General features: G+C 68.5%; 15 protein-coding genes. 10 read left to right on the top strand and 5 right to left on the bottom strand.

Annotated features, from left to right (window positions below; all coding sequences use genetic code 11):
* Positions 1–35 precede the first annotated feature (35 nt).
* On the bottom strand, positions 36–1,238 hold the full coding sequence (gene nadA / locus AC6CKD_RS10600; RefSeq protein ID WP_498326715.1) for a quinolinate synthase NadA: 1,203 nt from the start codon (positions 1,236–1,238) through the stop codon (positions 36–38).
* A 318-nt stretch (positions 1,239–1,556) separates the two neighbouring features.
* Here nadA and erpA point away from each other — a divergent pair, with 318 nt between their 5' ends.
* Entirely contained in the window at positions 1,557–1,913 is a 357-nt protein-coding gene (gene erpA / locus AC6CKD_RS10595) for an iron-sulfur cluster insertion protein ErpA (RefSeq protein WP_478690100.1), read from the top strand.
* Between the two features lie 110 nt (positions 1,914–2,023).
* On the opposite strand, the gene AC6CKD_RS10590 is transcribed toward erpA, so the two are convergent.
* Both AC6CKD_RS10590 and AC6CKD_RS10585 read right to left on the bottom strand, forming a co-directional pair.
* Entirely contained in the window at positions 2,024–3,508 is a 1,485-nt protein-coding gene (locus AC6CKD_RS10590) for a hypothetical protein (RefSeq protein ID WP_498326713.1), read from the bottom strand.
* Positions 3,509–3,602: 94 nt separating this feature from the next.
* On the bottom strand, positions 3,603–3,821 hold the full coding sequence (locus AC6CKD_RS10585) for a hypothetical protein (RefSeq protein WP_498326711.1): 219 nt from the start codon (positions 3,819–3,821) through the stop codon (positions 3,603–3,605).
* A gap of 134 nt (positions 3,822–3,955) precedes the next feature.
* Between AC6CKD_RS10585 and AC6CKD_RS10580 the strand changes: the two genes are divergently transcribed.
* On the top strand, positions 3,956–4,933 hold the full coding sequence (locus AC6CKD_RS10580) for a carbohydrate kinase family protein (RefSeq protein WP_498326710.1): 978 nt from the start codon (positions 3,956–3,958) through the stop codon (positions 4,931–4,933).
* 159 nt (positions 4,934–5,092) lie between these two features.
* Here the strand turns inward: AC6CKD_RS10580 and AC6CKD_RS10575 are convergent, their stop codons facing one another.
* The gene (locus tag AC6CKD_RS10575; RefSeq protein ID WP_498326709.1) at positions 5,093–6,475 is read right to left on the bottom strand and encodes a cysteine desulfurase/sulfurtransferase TusA family protein; all 1,383 of its coding nucleotides are present in this window, start codon (positions 6,473–6,475) and stop codon (positions 5,093–5,095) included.
* Positions 6,476–6,769: 294 nt separating this feature from the next.
* Between AC6CKD_RS10575 and ctaC the strand changes: the two genes are divergently transcribed.
* The 4 genes from ctaC to AC6CKD_RS10555 all read left to right on the top strand — a co-directional run bounded on the left by ctaC (position 6,770) and on the right by AC6CKD_RS10555 (position 11,255).
* Positions 6,770–7,744 carry an aa3-type cytochrome oxidase subunit II gene (gene ctaC / locus AC6CKD_RS10570; RefSeq protein ID WP_498326707.1) on the top strand — a complete coding sequence of 325 codons (975 nt, stop codon included), beginning with the start codon at positions 6,770–6,772 and terminating at the stop codon, positions 7,742–7,744.
* Positions 7,741–9,471, top strand: a complete 1,731-nt coding sequence (gene ctaD / locus AC6CKD_RS10565) for an aa3-type cytochrome oxidase subunit I (protein WP_498326706.1) — start codon at positions 7,741–7,743, stop codon at positions 9,469–9,471. The genes ctaC and ctaD overlap by 4 nt, the downstream gene beginning before the upstream one ends.
* Positions 9,468–9,866, top strand: a complete 399-nt coding sequence (locus AC6CKD_RS10560) for a cytochrome c oxidase subunit 4 (protein ID WP_498326704.1) — start codon at positions 9,468–9,470, stop codon at positions 9,864–9,866. The genes ctaD and AC6CKD_RS10560 overlap by 4 nt, the downstream gene beginning before the upstream one ends.
* Before the next feature lie 141 nt (positions 9,867–10,007).
* Positions 10,008–11,255, top strand: coding sequence for a L,D-transpeptidase (locus AC6CKD_RS10555; RefSeq protein WP_498326703.1), 1,248 nt, complete (start codon positions 10,008–10,010; stop codon positions 11,253–11,255).
* Between the two features lie 121 nt (positions 11,256–11,376).
* Here the strand turns inward: AC6CKD_RS10555 and AC6CKD_RS10550 are convergent, their stop codons facing one another.
* A complete protein-coding gene (locus AC6CKD_RS10550) occupies positions 11,377–11,778 on the bottom strand; it encodes a DNA-binding transcriptional response regulator (RefSeq protein ID WP_383952646.1) in 402 nt (133 codons plus the stop codon).
* 212 nt (positions 11,779–11,990) lie between these two features.
* Here AC6CKD_RS10550 and ctaE point away from each other — a divergent pair, with 212 nt between their 5' ends.
* The 4 genes from ctaE to qcrB all read left to right on the top strand — a co-directional run bounded on the left by ctaE (position 11,991) and on the right by qcrB (position 16,174).
* Positions 11,991–12,611: an aa3-type cytochrome oxidase subunit III gene (gene ctaE, locus AC6CKD_RS10545; RefSeq protein ID WP_008738823.1), complete on the top strand. Its 621-nt coding sequence runs from the start codon at positions 11,991–11,993 to the stop codon at positions 12,609–12,611.
* A gap of 76 nt (positions 12,612–12,687) precedes the next feature.
* Positions 12,688–13,497 (top strand): cytochrome bc1 complex diheme cytochrome c subunit, encoded by an 810-nt coding sequence (gene qcrC / locus AC6CKD_RS10540; protein WP_498326701.1) that lies wholly within the window; start codon positions 12,688–12,690, stop codon positions 13,495–13,497.
* Positions 13,494–14,549, top strand: a complete 1,056-nt coding sequence (gene qcrA / locus AC6CKD_RS10535; protein WP_498326700.1) for a cytochrome bc1 complex Rieske iron-sulfur subunit — start codon at positions 13,494–13,496, stop codon at positions 14,547–14,549. Before qcrC ends, qcrA begins: the two co-directional genes overlap by 4 nt.
* Positions 14,546–16,174, top strand: a complete 1,629-nt coding sequence (gene qcrB, locus AC6CKD_RS10530) for a cytochrome bc1 complex cytochrome b subunit (protein ID WP_498326699.1) — start codon at positions 14,546–14,548, stop codon at positions 16,172–16,174. The genes qcrA and qcrB overlap by 4 nt, the downstream gene beginning before the upstream one ends.
* Positions 16,175–16,314: the final 140 nt, after the last annotated feature.

Genomic DNA, 16,314 nt, shown 5'->3' with positions numbered 1-16,314 from the left:
AGGGGCGGCCCTTCGGTCGTCGCTGCCGGGTCCGGCTACGGAAGCGCGAGCATCCGCTCCAGGGCGAGCTTGGCGAAGCTCTCGGTCTCCTTGTCGACCTGGATCTGGTTGACGAGGTTGCCCTCGGCCAGGGACTCCAGGGTCCACACCAGGTGGGGGAGGTCGATGCGGTTCATGGTCGAGCAGAAGCAGACCGTCTTGTCGAGGAAGACGACCTCCTTGTCCTCCGCGGCGAAACGGTTCGCCAGGCGGCGTACGAGGTTCAGCTCGGTGCCGATGGCCCACTTGGAGCCGGCCGGAGCCGCCTCCAGCGCCTTGATGATGTACTCGGTGGAGCCGACGTAGTCCGCGGCCGCCACGACCTCGTGCTTGCACTCGGGGTGGACCAGGACGTTCACGCCGGGGATGCGGGCGCGCACGTCGTTGACCGAGTCGACGGAGAACCGGCCGTGCACCGAACAGTGCCCGCGCCACAGGATCATCTTGGCGTTGCGGAGCTGCTCGACGGTCAGGCCGCCGTTCGGCTTGTGCGGGTTGTACAGCACGCAGTCGTCCAGGGACATGCCCATGTCGCGGACGGCGGTGTTGCGGCCCAGGTGCTGGTCCGGGAGGAACAGCACCTTCTCCCCCTGCTCGAACGCCCACTCCAGGGCCTTCTTGGCGTTGGACGAGGTGCAGATCGTGCCGCCGTGCTTGCCGGTGAAGGCCTTGATGTCGGCCGAGGAGTTCATGTACGAGACGGGGACCGTGGCTCCGGCGATACCGGCCTCGGTCAGCACGTCCCAGCACTCCGCGACCTGCTCGGCGGTGGCCATGTCGGCCATCGAGCAGCCGGCGGCCAGGTCCGGCAGGACCACCTTCTGGTCGTCCGAGGTGAGGATGTCCGCGGACTCGGCCATGAAGTGGACGCCGCAGAAGACGATGTACTCGGCCTCCGGCCTGGCGGCCGCGTCCTTGGCGAGCTTGAAGGAGTCACCGGTGACGTCGGCGAACTCGATGACCTCGTCACGCTGGTAGTGGTGGCCGAGGATGAAGACCTTGTCCCCGAGCTTCTCCTTGGCGGCGCGGGCGCGCGCCACGAGGTTCGGGTCCGACGGCGAGGGCAGGTCGCCGGGGCACTCCACCCCGCGCTCGCTCTTGGGGTCGGCTTCGCGGCCGAGCAGCAGCAAGGCAAGGGGCGTCGGCTGGACGTCCAAAGGCTGGTTGTCCAAAGGCTGGGCGGTGGTCACGACACGCACCCTTTCTGTTCTGCGACAAGGGACTTCTGAAGCCACTCTGAAGCCATCGCTTCGACTTCTCGTCTGATTGACGCTATCTATCATAACTGCTTCACGTCACTTTGACGATGCCGATAGTGTCGATGTGACGAATTCGCCCGCCCGGCGCGGGCACCTCGCGGGGACCCACCACCCCGCGGGTGTGTGCGAGCATGGAATTTCTGAAACACGCGTCGGGTCCCGGAATGAATCCGCGGTCCCGCTCGTTGCCACCGACGGCAAGAGTCCGACGTTTCCCCGCCTCGAGTGGGGAGCCGCCCACTTCGGGAGTGAATGCAGATGTCCGTACAGGACGAAAAGACCACCGTGAGCGACGGCATCCTCCTGTCCGACGCCGCCGCCGAGAAGGTCAGGACCCTGCTGACGCAGGAAGGCCGCGATGACCTGGCGCTGCGCGTCGCCGTCCAGCCCGGCGGCTGCTCCGGCCTGCGCTACCAGCTCTTCTTCGACGAGCGCTCCCTCGACGGCGACGTCGTGAAGGACTTCGACGGTGTGAAGGTCGTCACCGACCGGATGAGCTCCCCGTACCTGCACGGTGCGTCCATCGACTTCGTCGACACCATCGAGAAGCAGGGCTTCACGATCGACAACCCGAACGCCACGGGCTCCTGCGCCTGCGGCGACTCCTTCAGCTAGGCCCAGGCCGCCCGGCTGGTTGGTAAGTCGCGGCTGAGCTCGTAGGGCCACGAGAGGGGCCCGCCCGCGGACATCCGCGGGCGGGCCCCTCTCGCACGTCCCGGCGCCCCCTACTGGCGGGGAACCGCCTTGCCCGTGGTCGCGTCGATCACCTTGCGGTCGCCGAGCGGCTGCTGGAGCGAGGCCGTCACCGTCATCTCCTGCGCCAGCATGATGCAGGCCTGCCCGGGCTTGTTCGGGGTGTCCGTGATCTTCACCATCACCGACTCCGGCTGCTCGCGGACCTCCAGGGCGTACGCGCTGCACACCCCGCCCCAGAAGTTCACGGTCAGCGTCCGGTCGGCCGAGGAGTACGAGAACCCGGGCACCGTCTGCCCCTTCGCGGGCGGGTCGACCGGGGTGGGCAGGTCGACCGGGGGAGTCTCCTCCGTCAGGGCCGCCGGCTGGGCCACCGTGTGGCCGGGGCCGCCGTCCTTGCCCGCCACCTCGAACAGCCAGGCCGGCACCAGGCCGCGGGCCCCGTCGACGGTGCCCGGGACCAGCCCGAGCTCGGCGCCCCGCACCGACTCCGTCCGCGGCGGCTTCATGGGCCGCGGCTCCGGGTTGCACGGGAGCGTGTCCGTGGCGCCGTCCGGGGCGTCCGGAGTCAGCGGGACGCTCGTGGCGCAGCCGCTCGGGTCCGGGCCCGTACCGTCGGAGCCCCGGGCCTTGTCGTTCAGCCGGGCCAGCGCGTCCACGGCGCCGATCACCTGCTGCTCGGCGGCCCGCACCGGAACCTTCAGCTCGCCGCTGCCCGACACCACCCGGGAGTCCGTCCCGACGCCGATCCGGGTGGACCAGCCCTGGGTGGGCAGGCCCCCGATCACCGGGTCGGCCGTCACCAGGCGTACGGAGCCCTGGGCGATCCGGGCGTCGAGCGCGGCCGCGCCCTGGCCCACGGCCGCCAGCACGGGCGCGGCGGCGGCCTTGGCGGCCTCCTCGGAGACGGGCGCCCCGACGGTGCCGCCGTGCTCCTGGCCCAGGTCCTCGGGGAGGGTGGCCGGTCCGCAGGTGTCCTTGCCGCGCACGCAGTCGTCGCCGGTGCCGCCGGCCTGGAAGCGGGAGAAGTTCCAGGTCCCCGGGGCCTTGAGGTTCACCGTGAGCCGGGGCCCGGAGCCGTCCGCGGTCTCCCCGGCCTGCCAGGTCCCGCCGGCGAGCCGGGGCGCGCCGGAGATACCGAGCGCCGTCGCGAGCCGCGCCACCTCGGCGGCGGTCACCTCGCCGCTCGCCGTGAACGCAGGCGCCGTGGCCGGGCCGTCCGGGAGCCGGACGTCGGCGGTGTACGTGACCCCGCCGCCGGAGGGGTCGGGCTCGCCGGGGGCGATACCGGGCCCGGGCGGAGTGGGCAGCGTGCGGGGCGCGGAGGCCGCGCTGTCGCCCGTACGCCCCTCGCCGTGGGCGGTCGACGCCCAGTACGCGGTGCCGCCGCCGGTGAGCAGGACGGCGGCCGCGATCGAACCGACGACCCAGGCCGGCCGCCGTCGGGTGGCACGTGATGCCTCGGGTGTGCCGGGTGCATCGGCTGCCCCGGTTGCCTCGGGTTGTTCGCTGGTCACCGCATCGCTCCTTTGCCCGTCCCGCATGGGGTGATGCGGGTGTGACGGAACAGACGCGGATCCGGTTCCCGCCGGGGCCGGACCTGCCGACGCCCTAGTAGCCGTAGACCGCCGTGCCGGCGATGAGCCGGGCCGAGGATGCCGGGACGCGGATCCCGTTGATCTGGGAGGGGCTCACCCGATCCGGTCGGAGATCGGCGGGAACCGGCCAATGCGGGGCCATCCGGGCGCAGTCGCCCAACAGCTGTTCGAACTCGGTGTCCGCCGCGTTCTGGGCGGGCCGGGCGTGCCCAAAACCATCCGTGTAGGTCATGCGGGCACGGTAGGCACGGCACGGCGGGCGAAGAAAGACCTACTACGGGGTAGTTTCTGCCGGTCGGCCAGGGAGCCCGCCGACCGGGTAGTTTTGAATGTCCCCATGCCGTCCTCCGCAGGAGCGTCCACGCCGTGCGTATCGCAGTCACCGGCTCCATCGCCACCGACCACCTCATGACCTTCCCCGGCCGCTTCGCCGACCAGTTCGTCGCGGACCAGCTGCACACGGTCTCCCTCTCCTTCCTCGTCGACAACCTCGACGTACGGCGCGGCGGCGTCGGCCCGAACATCTGCTTCGGCATGGGGCAGCTCGGCGCCCGGCCGATCCTCGTCGGAGCGGCCGGCTCCGACTTCGACGAGTACCGCGCCTGGCTCGACCGGCACGGCGTCGACACCCAGTCCGTGCGGATCTCCGAGGTCCTGCACACCGCGCGCTTCGTCTGCACGACGGACGCCGACCACAACCAGATCGGCTCCTTCTACACGGGCGCGATGAGCGAGGCCCGCCTGATCGAGCTGAAGTCGGTCGCGGACCGGGTCGGCGGCCTGGACCTCGTCCTGATCGGCGCGGACGACCCCGAGGCGATGCTGCGCCACACGGAGGAGTGCCGCACGCGGGCGATCCCCTTCGCCGCGGACTTCTCGCAGCAGATCGCCCGGATGGACGGCGACAACATCCGCACCCTCATGGAGGGCGCGACGTACCTCTTCTCGAACGAGTACGAGAAGGGCCTCATCGAGGCGAAGTCCGGCTGGACCGACGCGGAGATCCTGGCGAAGGTCGGCACCCGGGTCACCACGCTCGGCTCGAACGGCGTCCGCATCGACCGCATCGGCCACGACCCGATCGTGGTCGGCTGCCCGGAGGAGAACGCGAAGGTCGACCCGACGGGCGTCGGCGACGCGTTCCGCGCGGGCTTCCTGACCGGTCTGGGCTGGGGCGTCGGCCTGGAGCGGGCCGCGCAGGTCGGCTGCATGCTGGCCACGCTCGTCATCGAAACCCTGGGCACCCAGGAGTACACCCTGGGCCGCGCCCACTTCATGGAGCGCTTCGCGAAGGCGTACGGCGACGAGGCGGCGGCGGAAGTCCAGGCCCACCTCCCGGCGTAGCCCCTCGCGGCGTCCGGTACCGCTGCCGTCCGTGGGCGGGTGCCGGGCCGGACCCCCTGGAGATCCGACCCGGCACCCGCGCCTCAAACGCCGGCGGGGCTGAATTGTGCCGCGCAGCGGTAAATCCAGCCCGTCCGGCGTTTGAGGACCGGTGCCGGGTCAGACCGCCCGGCGGACCGTATAAGCGGTACCGAGGGGGCGCGGGGCTTCGCCCACGTACACGTGCCCCCGCATCGCGCACCACGCCGGAACGTCCAGCCGCGCGACCTCGTCGTCCGACAGGACGGTCACCGTGCCCCCCACCGGCACCCGGCCGATGGCCCGGGCCAGTTCGATCACCGGCTGCGGACACCGCAGGCCGAGGGTGTCCAGTTCCAGGGATGCCGCCTCCGGATCGGGGTCCATCACCGGTTCCACCACGCCGAGTTGCTCGCGGACCCCCGCCACCAGCCCCGGCAGGACCTCCAGGAAGCCGTTGACCTCCGCGGCCGTCGTACCGGCCGGCAGGGACACCCGTACGTTTCCCTCCGACAGCACCCCCATCGCCCGCAGGACATGGGACGGCGTCAGCGTCGAGCTGGTGCACGAAGAGCCGGAGGACACGGAGTAGCCCGCCCGGTCCAGTCCGTGGAGCAGGGTCTCCCCGTCCACGTACAGGCAGGAGAAGGTGACCAGGTGCGGGAGCCGGAGGTCGGGATGGCCCACCACCTCCACGTCCGGCACCAGGCGGGCCACCCGCCGCCGCAGCCGGTCCACCAGGATCCGCAGGCGGGCCGCCTCCGCGTCCGCCTCGGCGCGCACCGCCCGCAGGGAGGCCGCCGCGGCGACGGCCGCGGGGAGGTTGACGAAGCCGGGGGAGCGCCCCGACTCCCTTTCGTCGGCGGGGCCTTGGGGGGAGAAGCGGACTCCCTTGCGGACCGCCAGCAGGCCGACCCCGGCCGGACCGCCCCATTTGTGGGCGCTCGCGCACAGCACGGACCAGTCTCCGGGGACCGGCCCCCAGCCCAGCGACTGCGCGGCGTCCACCAGCAACGGCACCCCGGCGGCGGCGCACACCTCGGCGACCTCCGCCACGGGCTGGACGGTGCCGACCTCGTGATTGGCCGACTGGAGGCAGGCCAGCGCGGTGGAGGGCCCCACGAGTTCCCCGTAGGAGGAGGCGGAGACCCGGCCGAACCGGTCCACCGGGACCTCCTCGACCCGCCCGCCGCCCGCTGCGTGGATCTCCGTCGCGTGCAGCACGGAACTGTGTTCCACCGCTGATACGACCAGATGCCCGCCGACGCGCCGACGCCCCGCCAGCACCCCGGACATGCCCGAGTGAACCGCGTGCGTCCCCGAAGGAGTGAACACGAGCTCGTCGGCACGGCAGCCCACCGCTTCCGCCGCCGCCTCCCGCGCCGCGTCCAGCAGCAGCCGGGCCCGGCGCCCTTCCCGGTACAGCCGGGCCGGATCGGCCCAGCCTTCGTCAAGGGAGGCCTGGAGCGCCTGCCGGGCCACGGGGTGCAGCGGGGCGGCGGACGCGGTGTCGAAGTACGGCATCCGGTCACGCTAACCGGCCGCCGCGCCGACGTGACGACCGGCCGAGGTCAGGGCCCGTCAGATGTCGTCGGGACCCCGCCATTCGGGGCCCGTTGGGCCGTCCCCCGTACGGCGGATCCATCCCTTCGGGGTCAGTAACGGCGCGTTGGGCACCCTCCCCGCGCGACCCCAAATAGCGTCCAGTAGGGTTTGGTCCGCATAAACATCCAAACCCCTGCCTGCGTCAGGGCCGGCGACCGACCCGAATGCGGCCGCGGCCGGCCGCGCGGGCCGAGACTCTCGGGAAGGCGCTACGTGAGTCCCTACGGCTCCGACCGCTCGCCGCGGCGCCCGATGCGGCGGAAGCTGCTGCAGGCGCTGACTGCGGGCGTGGTCCTGGCGACCGCCACTGGTTGCTCGTATACATGGAAAGACTTCCCCCGCCTCGGATTGCCCAGCCCGGTCACTGAAGAGGCGCCTCGCATCCTCTCCCTGTGGCAGGGGTCCTGGGCGGCCGCTCTGATCACCGGCATCCTCGTGTGGGGCCTGATCATGTGGAGCGTCATCTTCCACCGGCGCAGCCGGACCAAGGTCGAGGTTCCCCCGCAGACCCGGTACAACATGCCCATCGAGGCGCTGTACACCGTGGTCCCGCTCATCATCGTCTCGGTGCTCTTCTACTTCACCGCGCGTGACGAGTCGAAGCTGCTCGCCCTCTCCGCCAAGCCGGCGCACACGATCAACGTGGTCGGGTTCCAGTGGAGCTGGGGCTTCAACTACGTCGAGGACGTCGACGGCGATGCGGCGACTCCGAAGGCCGGCGAGGTTTCCAAGGAACTCGCCGCCATTCCGGACCGCTACACCAAGGACTTCCCCGCGGGCGCCGAAGGCGTCTACACCAAGGGCGTCCCGAGCGACCGGAACGCGGAGACCGGCAACCCCGGCCCGACGCTCTGGCTGCCGAAGGGTGAGAAGGTCCGCTTCATCCTGTCGTCCAACGACGTCATCCACTCCTTCTGGGTGGTCCCCTTCCTGTTCAAGCAGGACGTCATTCCGGGGCACACCAACGTCTTCGAGGTCACCCCGACCGAAGAGGGCGTCTTCATGGGCAAGTGCGCCGAACTCTGCGGTGTCGACCACTCCCGCATGCTCTTCAACGTCAAGGTCGTCTCCCCGGAGGCGTACAAGGCGCACCTGAAGGAGCTCGCGGAGAAGGGTCAGACCGGCTTCCTCCCGGCCGGCATCCAGCAGACCGACCCGGCCCGCAATGCTGAGGTGAACCAACTGTGAGCATCCTCAATCAGCCTCAGGGTGCCGAGGCCGACTCGTACGAGAACGAGTTGCCGGTCCGGAGCAAGCAGCCGGGCAATGTCGTCGTGAAGTGGTTGACCACTACCGACCACAAGACCATCGGCACGATGTACCTGCTCACGTCGTTCGTGTTCTTCCTCATCGGCGGACTCCTGGCGCTCTTCATGCGCGCCGAGCTGGCCCGTCCGGGTACGCAGATCATGTCGAACGAGCAGTTCAACCAGGCGTTCACCATGCATGGCACGATCATGCTGCTGATGTTCGCCACCCCGCTGTTCGCGGGCTTCGCGAACTGGATCATGCCGCTGCAGATCGGCGCGCCCGACGTGGCGTTCCCGCGGCTGAACATGTTCGCGTACTGGCTGTACCTCTTCGGTTCGACCCTCGCGGTGGCCGGCTTCATCACCCCCTCGGGTGCCGCCGACTTCGGCTGGTTCGCCTACTCCCCGCTGTCGGACGCCGTCCGCTCGCCGGGCATCGGCGCCGACATGTGGATCATGGGTCTGGCCTTCTCGGGCTTCGGCACGATCCTCGGCTCGGTCAACTTCATCACCACGATCATCTGCATGCGCGCCCCCGGCATGACGATGTTCCGCATGCCGATCTTCACCTGGAACGTGCTGCTGACCGGTGTCCTGGTCCTGCTCGCCTTCCCGGTGCTGGCCGCCGCGCTCTTCGCGCTGGAGGCCGACCGCAAGTTCGGCTCGCACATCTTCGACGCGGCCAATGGCGGCGCCCTGCTGTGGCAGCACCTCTTCTGGTTCTTCGGACACCCAGAGGTGTACATCATCGCGCTGCCGTTCTTCGGAATCGTTTCCGAAATCATTCCGGTCTTCTCGCGCAAGCCGATGTTCGGTTACATCGGCCTGATCGCCGCGACGATCTCGATCGCCGGCCTTTCGGTGACCGTGTGGGCCCACCACATGTACGTCACCGGCGGTGTGCTGCTGCCGTTCTTCTCCTTCATGACGTTCCTCATCGCGGTTCCGACCGGTGTGAAGTTCTTCAACTGGATCGGCACGATGTGGAAGGGCTCGCTGTCCTTCGAGACTCCGATGCTCTGGACGATCGGCTTCCTGGTCACCTTCACCTTCGGTGGCCTGACCGGCGTCATCCTGGCCTCGCCCCCGATGGACTTCCACGTCTCCGACTCGTACTTCGTCGTCGCGCACTTCCACTACGTCGTCTTCGGCACCGTGGTCTTCGCGATGTTCGCCGGCTTCCACTTCTGGTGGCCGAAGTTCACGGGCAAGATGCTGGACGAGCGCCTCGGCAAGATCACCTTCTGGACGCTGTTCATCGGCTTCCACGGCACCTTCCTGGTGCAGCACTGGCTGGGCGCCGAGGGCATGCCGCGTCGTTACGCGGACTACCTCGCGGCGGACGGCTTCACGCTGCTGAACACCATCTCGACGATCAGCTCCTTCGTGCTGGGCCTGTCGATGCTGCCGTTCATGTACAACGTCTGGAAGACGGCGAAGTACGGCAAGAAGGTCGAGGTCGACGACCCGTGGGGCTACGGCCGTTCGCTCGAATGGGCGACGTCTTGCCCGCCGCCGCGGCACAACTTCCTCACCCTGCCGAGGATCCGGTCCGAATCCCCGGCATTCGATCTGCACCACCCCGAGATCGCGGCCCTCGACCACCTTGAGGACCACGCCGTGGCCGCCAAGGCCGTCGCTGGTGGCAAGGAGGCCGGCAAGTGAAGATCCAGGGCAGGATGTTCCTGTGGCTCGCCGTCTTCATCCTGATCATGACCGTCGTGTACGGCGTGTGGTCGAAGGAGCCGGTCGGCACCACCGCGCTCGCACTGGCCTTCGGCCTGAGCGCCATGATCGGCTACTACCTGGCCTTCACGGCCAAGCGCGTGGACGAGATGGCCCAGGACAACCTGGAAGCCGACGTAGCCGACGAGGCGGGCGAGCTGGGGTTCTTCTCCCCGCACAGCTGGCAGCCGCTCTCGCTGGCCATCGGTGGCCTCTTCGCCTTCATGGGCGTCGTCTTCGGCTGGTGGCTGATGTACTTCTCGGCGCCGCTGATCCTGGTCGGTCTGTGGGGCTGGGTGTACGAGTACTACCGCGGCGAGAACCAGAACCAGTAGCCGCACCACCCGCGCCACTGCTTCCCGCAGCGGCCACAGCGTGAGACCAGGGGCCCGGACACCTCCAATGGAGGAGTCCGGGCCCCTCGTTTGCAGTCACCCCGCGCGCCGTAATTGTCATATCTTCATAGCGTTGGCTCCATGAACCAGTCACCGCGTCTTTGGACGGTTATCGGCTGCTCCCTGCTGGTCGCGTCCCTCGGGGCCGGCGCCACCGCATGCGGGTCGGGCGACGACAACCCGCTGTCCGCCCGCCCCTACGACGCGGGCGACCAAGTCGCCCTCAACCAGTCCTCGGGCAGCCGTCCGGTCGACCCGGACCGGCCCCTGGAAGTCACCGCCAAGAGCGGCGACGGCCGGATCACCGACGTGAGCGCCGTGGACACCCACGGACGCCGCCTGGCGGGCGAGTTGTCCGCCTCGGGCGACCGCTGGCACAGCACCGTCCCGATGGCCGCGGGCGTCCGCTACACCGTCCTCGTGGGTACGGAGGACGAACGCGGCGCGCCCGGGCAGCGCACGCTCACCTTCGACACCACTCCGGCCCAGAAGGTCCTCAAGGTCGAATTCGGCCCGGACGAGGGCAAGTACGGCGTCGGACAGCCCCTCACGGCCGAACTCAACGAACCCGTGAAGGACAAGGCCGCCCGAGCCGTCATCGAGCGCGGCCTGGTCGTCGACACCCCGCCGGGCGCCGAGGGCGCCTGGCACTGGGTCGACGACAAGAAGCTCCACTACCGGCCCAAGGACTACTGGCCCGCCAACACCACCGTGTCCGTCCGGAGCAACCTCGAGGGCATCAAGATCTCCGACGACCTGCACGGAGCCGCCTCCAAGCCGCTGAAGCTGGAGATCGGCGACCGCGTCGAGGTCACCACGGACGCCTCCTCGCACTGGATGACGTTCAGGCGCAACGGAGAAGTGATCAATTCCATCCCGGTGACCACCGGCAAGCCCGGATTCTCCACCCGCAACGGCGTCAAGGTGGTCCTCGGCAAGCAGTACTACGTCCAGATGCGCGGAGACACCGTGGGCATCGGCGGCAGCGAGTACTACAACCTGCCCGTCTACTACGCGACGCGCGTCACCTGGAGCGGTGAATACGTCCACGCCGCGCCGTGGTCCGTCGGCTCCCACGGATACGCCAACGTCAGCCACGGCTGCACCGGCATGAGCACGGGCAACGCCGCCTGGTTCTACGAGAACATCACCGAAGGCGACATCGTCCGCGTCATCAACAGCATCGGCGACGACATGGACATCTTCGGCAACGGCTTCGGCGACTGGAACATGGACTGGAAGGACTGGCGCGAGGGCAGCGCCCTCCTCAAGGGCACCCAGGAGGGCCGCAGCCCGGTCGACCAGGCCCGACTGCGCCCGCAGGTGTAACCACCGGGCCAGGAGCGCCCGGAGGGGCCGCAGCCGGGGCACGGGTGCCCGTACGGACCGTACGGGCACCCGTGGGCCCGGCATGCGCCGGTGAGGGGCTGTGCGGGGCGTACAGGCCCCGCTACGCCGCCGGGGAGAGCCGCGCGCGCAGCAGACCCGCCAGGGCCTGCGCGAAGTCCACCGGATCCACCGGAAGGGTGACGGCGGAGTCCGCGCGGCTCCACGTGGCCAGCCAGGCGTCCTGCGGACGGCCCATCAGGAGCAGTACGGGCGGGCACTGGAAGATCTCGTCCTTGATCTGCCGGCACACCCCCATGCCCCCGGCCGGAACCGCCTCGCCGTCCAGCACGCACACGTCGATGCCGCCCGCGTCCAGCTCCTTCAGGACGGCCGGCAGCGTGGCGCACTCCAGGAACTCCACCGGCGGCAGGTCGGCGGCCGGCCTGCGCCCGGCCGCCAGCCGCACCTGCTCCCGGGTGCCCGCGTCGTCGCTGTAGACCAGAACCCGCGCAGTCGCCCGCATTTCGTTCCTCCACGTGTCCCGTGAATCACGTTGATGTTGCGCGGGATGCTACTCCGTCCGACCCGGTGTCAACATCGGTTCGCACAGCCTCGCCCGAGGGATGTGCGGCGGGCGTCCGTAGGGCGATCTGATGGGCCGTTCGGGCCTTGCACACGCCCCTGACACTCCGAACGGCACCCCCCGGGGTGAGGGCGGGATAAGGGACCGACATAATGTCGGTCGTGGCGACAGCAACGACAGTAGATACCGGGCACGCGCACCCGACGGTCAACAGGCCGAACCTCGTCAGCGTGGGAACCATCATCTGGTTGAGTTCCGAGCTGATGTTCTTCGCGGCCCTCTTCGCGATGTACTTCACCCTGCGATCCGTGACAGGCGCCGAGTACTGGACAGAACAGGCTTCGGCCTTGAATCTGCCCTTCTCGGCGACGAACACGACGATCCTGGTGCTTTCCTCGCTCACCTGCCAGCTCGGCGTATTCGCCGCCGAGCGCGGTGACGTGAAGAAGCTCAGGACGTGGTTCATCATCACGTTCGTCATGGGTGCGATCTTCATTGGCGGCCAGGTGTTCGAGTACACCGAGCTGGTCAAGCACGAGGGCATGAGCCTCTCGTCCGGTCCGTACGGCTCGGTCTTCTACTTGACCACCGGCTTCCACGGTCTGCACGTGACGGGCGGTCTCATCGCCTTCCTGCTGGTCCTCGGCCGGACGTACGCGGCCAAGAGGTTCACCCACGAACAGGCCACGTCGGCCATCGTCGTGTCCTACTACTGGCACTTCGTCGATGTCGTCTGGATCGGCCTCTTCGCAACGATCTACCTGATCAAGTAGCGAACACGTCGCCGGGCCCGGCCCGGCACTCCATCCAGACACACCGACGCAGAAGATCCTGACACCGGGGTAATCCGTGAAAAAGCTCTCCGCACGACGACGCCATCCGCTGGCGGCGGTCGTCGTTCTACTCTTCGCGCTGGCGGTTACCGGGGGGCTGTACTCCGCCTTCGCGCCCGCGGGCAATGCGAAGGCCGACGAAACCGTCCAGTCCCTCGCCATCGAGGAGGGCCAGAAGCTCTACGCCGTCGGCTGCGCAAGCTGCCACGGTACCGGCGGTCAGGGTTCCTCTGACGGCCCCAGCCTGGTAGGCGTCGGCTCCGCTGCCGTCGACTTCCAGGTGATGACGGGCCGCATGCCCGCCCAGCAGCCCGGCGCCCAGGTGCCGAAGAAGCCCGTCATCTACACCCAGGCGCAGACCGACCAGCTCGCCGCGTACATCGCGTCCCTCGGAGCCGGCCCGATCGTGCCGACCGAGAAGCAGTACGACCCGGCGGGTGCCGACATCGCCAAGGGTGGTGAGCTGTTCCGCAACAACTGCGCGCAGTGCCACAACTTCACGGGCGAGGGCGGCGCGCTGACGAACGGCAAGTACGCCCCCAACCTTGAGGGTGTCGAGCCGAAGCACGTCTACGAGGCCATGCTCACCGGCCCGCAGAACATGCCCTCCTTCCCCGACAGCACCCTGCCGGAGAAGCAGAAGAAGGACATCATCGCGTACCTCCAGCACGTCAACGGCGAGAAGTCGACCAACCCCGGTGGCCTCAAGCTCGGCGGCCTCGGCCCCGTGTCCGAGGGTCTCTTCGGATGGATCTTCGGACTGGGTGCGCTGATCGCTGTCGCCGTCTGGGTCGCGGCCCACACCGCTAAGGCCAAGAAGTCATGAGTAGCCAAGACATTCCCGAGAAGCACCTGCCGAGCGAGCAGGGCGACGCGCACCACGGTGCCGTGGCAGTACCGGACGACCCGTTCGCCGACCCCGGTCTGCCGGTTCACAAGCCGCGGATCCAGGACATCGACGAGCGGGCCGCGAAGCGCTCCGAGCGCACGGTGGCCTTCCTGTTCACCCTGTCGATGCTGGCCACGATCGGCTTCATCGCCTCGTTCGTGACCCTGCCCGTCGACAAGATCGTCTACATCTTCCCCATCGGGAAGGTGAGCGCTCTCAACTTCGCCCTGGGCATGACCCTCGGCACGGCCCTCTTCTGCATCGGCGCGGGCGCGGTCCACTGGGCCCGCACGCTGATGTCCGACGTGGAGGTCGCCGCCGAGCGCCACGAGATCGCGGCGCCGCCCGAGGTCAAGGCGCAGGTCATGCAGGACTTCGCGGACGGCGCGCGCGAATCGGCCATCGGCCGCCGCCCGCTCATCCGCAACACGATGTTCGGTGCGCTGGCCCTGCTGCCGCTCTCCGCCGTCGTGATCCTGCGCGACCTGGGCCCGCTGCCCGAGGACAAGCTGCGCAAGACGATCTGGGCGCGGGGCAAGATGCTCATCAACCAGAACACGATGGAGCCGCTGCGTCCCGAGGACATCGTCGTCGGGTCGCTGACCTTCGCCATGCCGGAAGGCCTGGACGAGCACGCCCACGACTTCCAGACGCAGATCGCCAAGGCTGCCCTGATGATCGTCCGCATCCAGCCGGAGAACATCAAGGACAAGAAGGAACTGGAGTGGTCCCACGACGGGATCGTGGCCTACTCCAAGATCTGCACCCACGTCGGCTGTCCGATCAGCCTGTACGAGCAGCAGTCGCACCACGTGCTCTGCCCGTGCCACCAGTCCACCTTCGACCTCTCCGACGGCGCCCGAGTCATCTTCGGCCCGGCTGGTCACGCGCTCCCGCAGTTGCGGATCGGCGTCAATGACGAAGGTTTCCTCGAGGCGCTCGGCGACTTCGAAGAGCCCGTCGGTCCTGCATTCTGGGAGCGCGGATGAGCACTGCCTCAGACACCAAAGAGCGCAAGGCCCCGGCCGGCGAGCGCGTAGCCGACTGGGCCGACGGCCGGCTGGGCATCTACAGCCTGGCCAAGGCCAACATGCGCAAGATCTTCCCGGACCACTGGTCCTTCATGCTCGGTGAGATCTGCCTCTACAGCTTCATCATCCTCATCCTCACGGGTGTGTACCTGACGCTGTTCTTCCACCCGAGCATGAACGAGGTCGTGTACCACGGCTCGTACGTGCCCATGCAGGGCGTCATGATGTCCGAGGCCTTCGCCTCGACGCTCGACATCAGCTTCGACGTCCGCGGCGGTCTGCTCATCCGGCAGATCCACCACTGGTCGGCGCTGATCTTCATCGCGGCGATGCTCGTGCACATGATGCGCGTGTTCTTCACCGGCGCGTTCCGCAAGCCGCGCGAGGTCAACTGGGTCTTCGGCTTCCTGCTGCTGGTCCTCGGCATGTTCACCGGTTTCACCGGTTACTCCCTGCCGGACGACCTGCTCTCGGGCACCGGTGTCCGCTTCATGCAGGGCGCGCTGCTGTCCGTGCCGGTCGTCGGCACCTACCTGTCGATGTTCCTCTTCGGCGGGGAGTTCCCCGGCGGCGAATTCGTGGCCCGGTTCTACTCGGTCCACATCCTGCTGCTGCCCGGCATCATGATGGGCCTGCTGGTGGCCCACCTGATCCTGGTCTTCTACCACAAGCACACGCAGTTCGCGGGCCCCGGCAAGACGGAGAAGAACGTCGTCGGCATGCCGCTGCTCCCGGTCTACATGGCCAAGGCCGGAGGCTTCTTCTTCCTGGTCTTCGGCGTCATCGCGGCCGTCTCGGCGATCGCCTCGATCAACCCGATCTGGGCGCTCGGCCCGTACCGCCCGGACCACGTGTCCACCGGTGCGCAGCCCGACTGGTACATGGGCTTCTCCGAGGGCCTGATCCGTGCCATGCCGGGCTGGGAGATCAACCTGTGGGGCCACACCCTCGTCCTGGGCGTGTTCATCCCGCTGGTGATCTTCCCGCTGGTCCTGGTCGTGATCGCGGTCTACCCGTTCATCGAGTCCTGGATCACCGGGGACAAGCGCGAGCACCACATCCTGGACCGCCCGCGCAACGTCCCGACCCGTACGGCCTTCGGTGTGGCATGGCTGACGTGGTACGTCATCCTGCTGATCGCCGGTGGAAACGACATGTTCGCGCAGTACTTCCACCTGTCGATCAACGCGATCACCTGGTTCGCCCGCATCGGCTTCTTCGTCGGTCCGGTCATCGCCTTCGTCATCACCAAGCGGATCTGCCTCGGCCTCCAGCGCCGGGACCGGGACAAGGTGCTGCACGGTCGCGAGACCGGCATCATCAAGCGCCTGCCGCACGGTGAGTTCGTCGAGGTCCACGAGCCGCTCCCGCAGGGCAAGCTGCACACGCTCACCTCGTACGAGCAGTACGAGCCCGCCGAGATCGGCCCCACGGTCGACGAGAACGGTGTCGAGCGCAAGGTGAAGCCGCTGGAGAAGCTCCGCGTCAAGCTCAGCAAGGGCTACTACGGGGAGAACAACCAGATCCCGAAGCCCACGGTGGAGGAGTACAAGGAGATCCAGAACGGCCACGGCCACCACTGATCTCCCGCACCACGGCTTCACGCTTCACAGCTTCACGATTCACGCAGTACGCACCACGCATGACGCATGACTGCTTGAGGGACTGATTTCGGTCAGTCCTGGTGTCGCCACGACGAGAGCCCCGTCCAGTGTCTGGACGG

Source organism: Streptomyces sp. GQ60 (genome assembly GCF_059758875.1).
This window is presented reverse-complemented; position numbering and strand designations above follow the sequence as displayed.

What these genes read in the sequence shown, in the direction of transcription:
- erpA (WP_478690100.1), top strand. Translation starts at nt 1,557, where the DNA reads ATGTCCGTACAGGACGAAAAGACCACCGTGAGCGACGGCATCCTCCTG.
- AC6CKD_RS10585 (WP_498326711.1), bottom strand. Translation starts at nt 3,821, where the DNA reads ATGACCTACACGGATGGTTTTGGGCACGCCCGGCCCGCCCAGAACGCG.
- AC6CKD_RS10575 (WP_498326709.1), bottom strand. Translation starts at nt 6,475, where the DNA reads ATGCCGTACTTCGACACCGCGTCCGCCGCCCCGCTGCACCCCGTGGCC.
- AC6CKD_RS10555 (WP_498326703.1), top strand. Translation starts at nt 10,008, where the DNA reads ATGAACCAGTCACCGCGTCTTTGGACGGTTATCGGCTGCTCCCTGCTG.
- AC6CKD_RS10550 (WP_383952646.1), bottom strand. Translation starts at nt 11,778, where the DNA reads ATGCGGGCGACTGCGCGGGTTCTGGTCTACAGCGACGACGCGGGCACC.
- ctaE (WP_008738823.1), top strand. Translation starts at nt 11,991, where the DNA reads ATGTCGGTCGTGGCGACAGCAACGACAGTAGATACCGGGCACGCGCAC.
- qcrA (WP_498326700.1), top strand. Translation starts at nt 13,494, where the DNA reads ATGAGTAGCCAAGACATTCCCGAGAAGCACCTGCCGAGCGAGCAGGGC.
- qcrB (WP_498326699.1), top strand. Translation starts at nt 14,546, where the DNA reads ATGAGCACTGCCTCAGACACCAAAGAGCGCAAGGCCCCGGCCGGCGAG.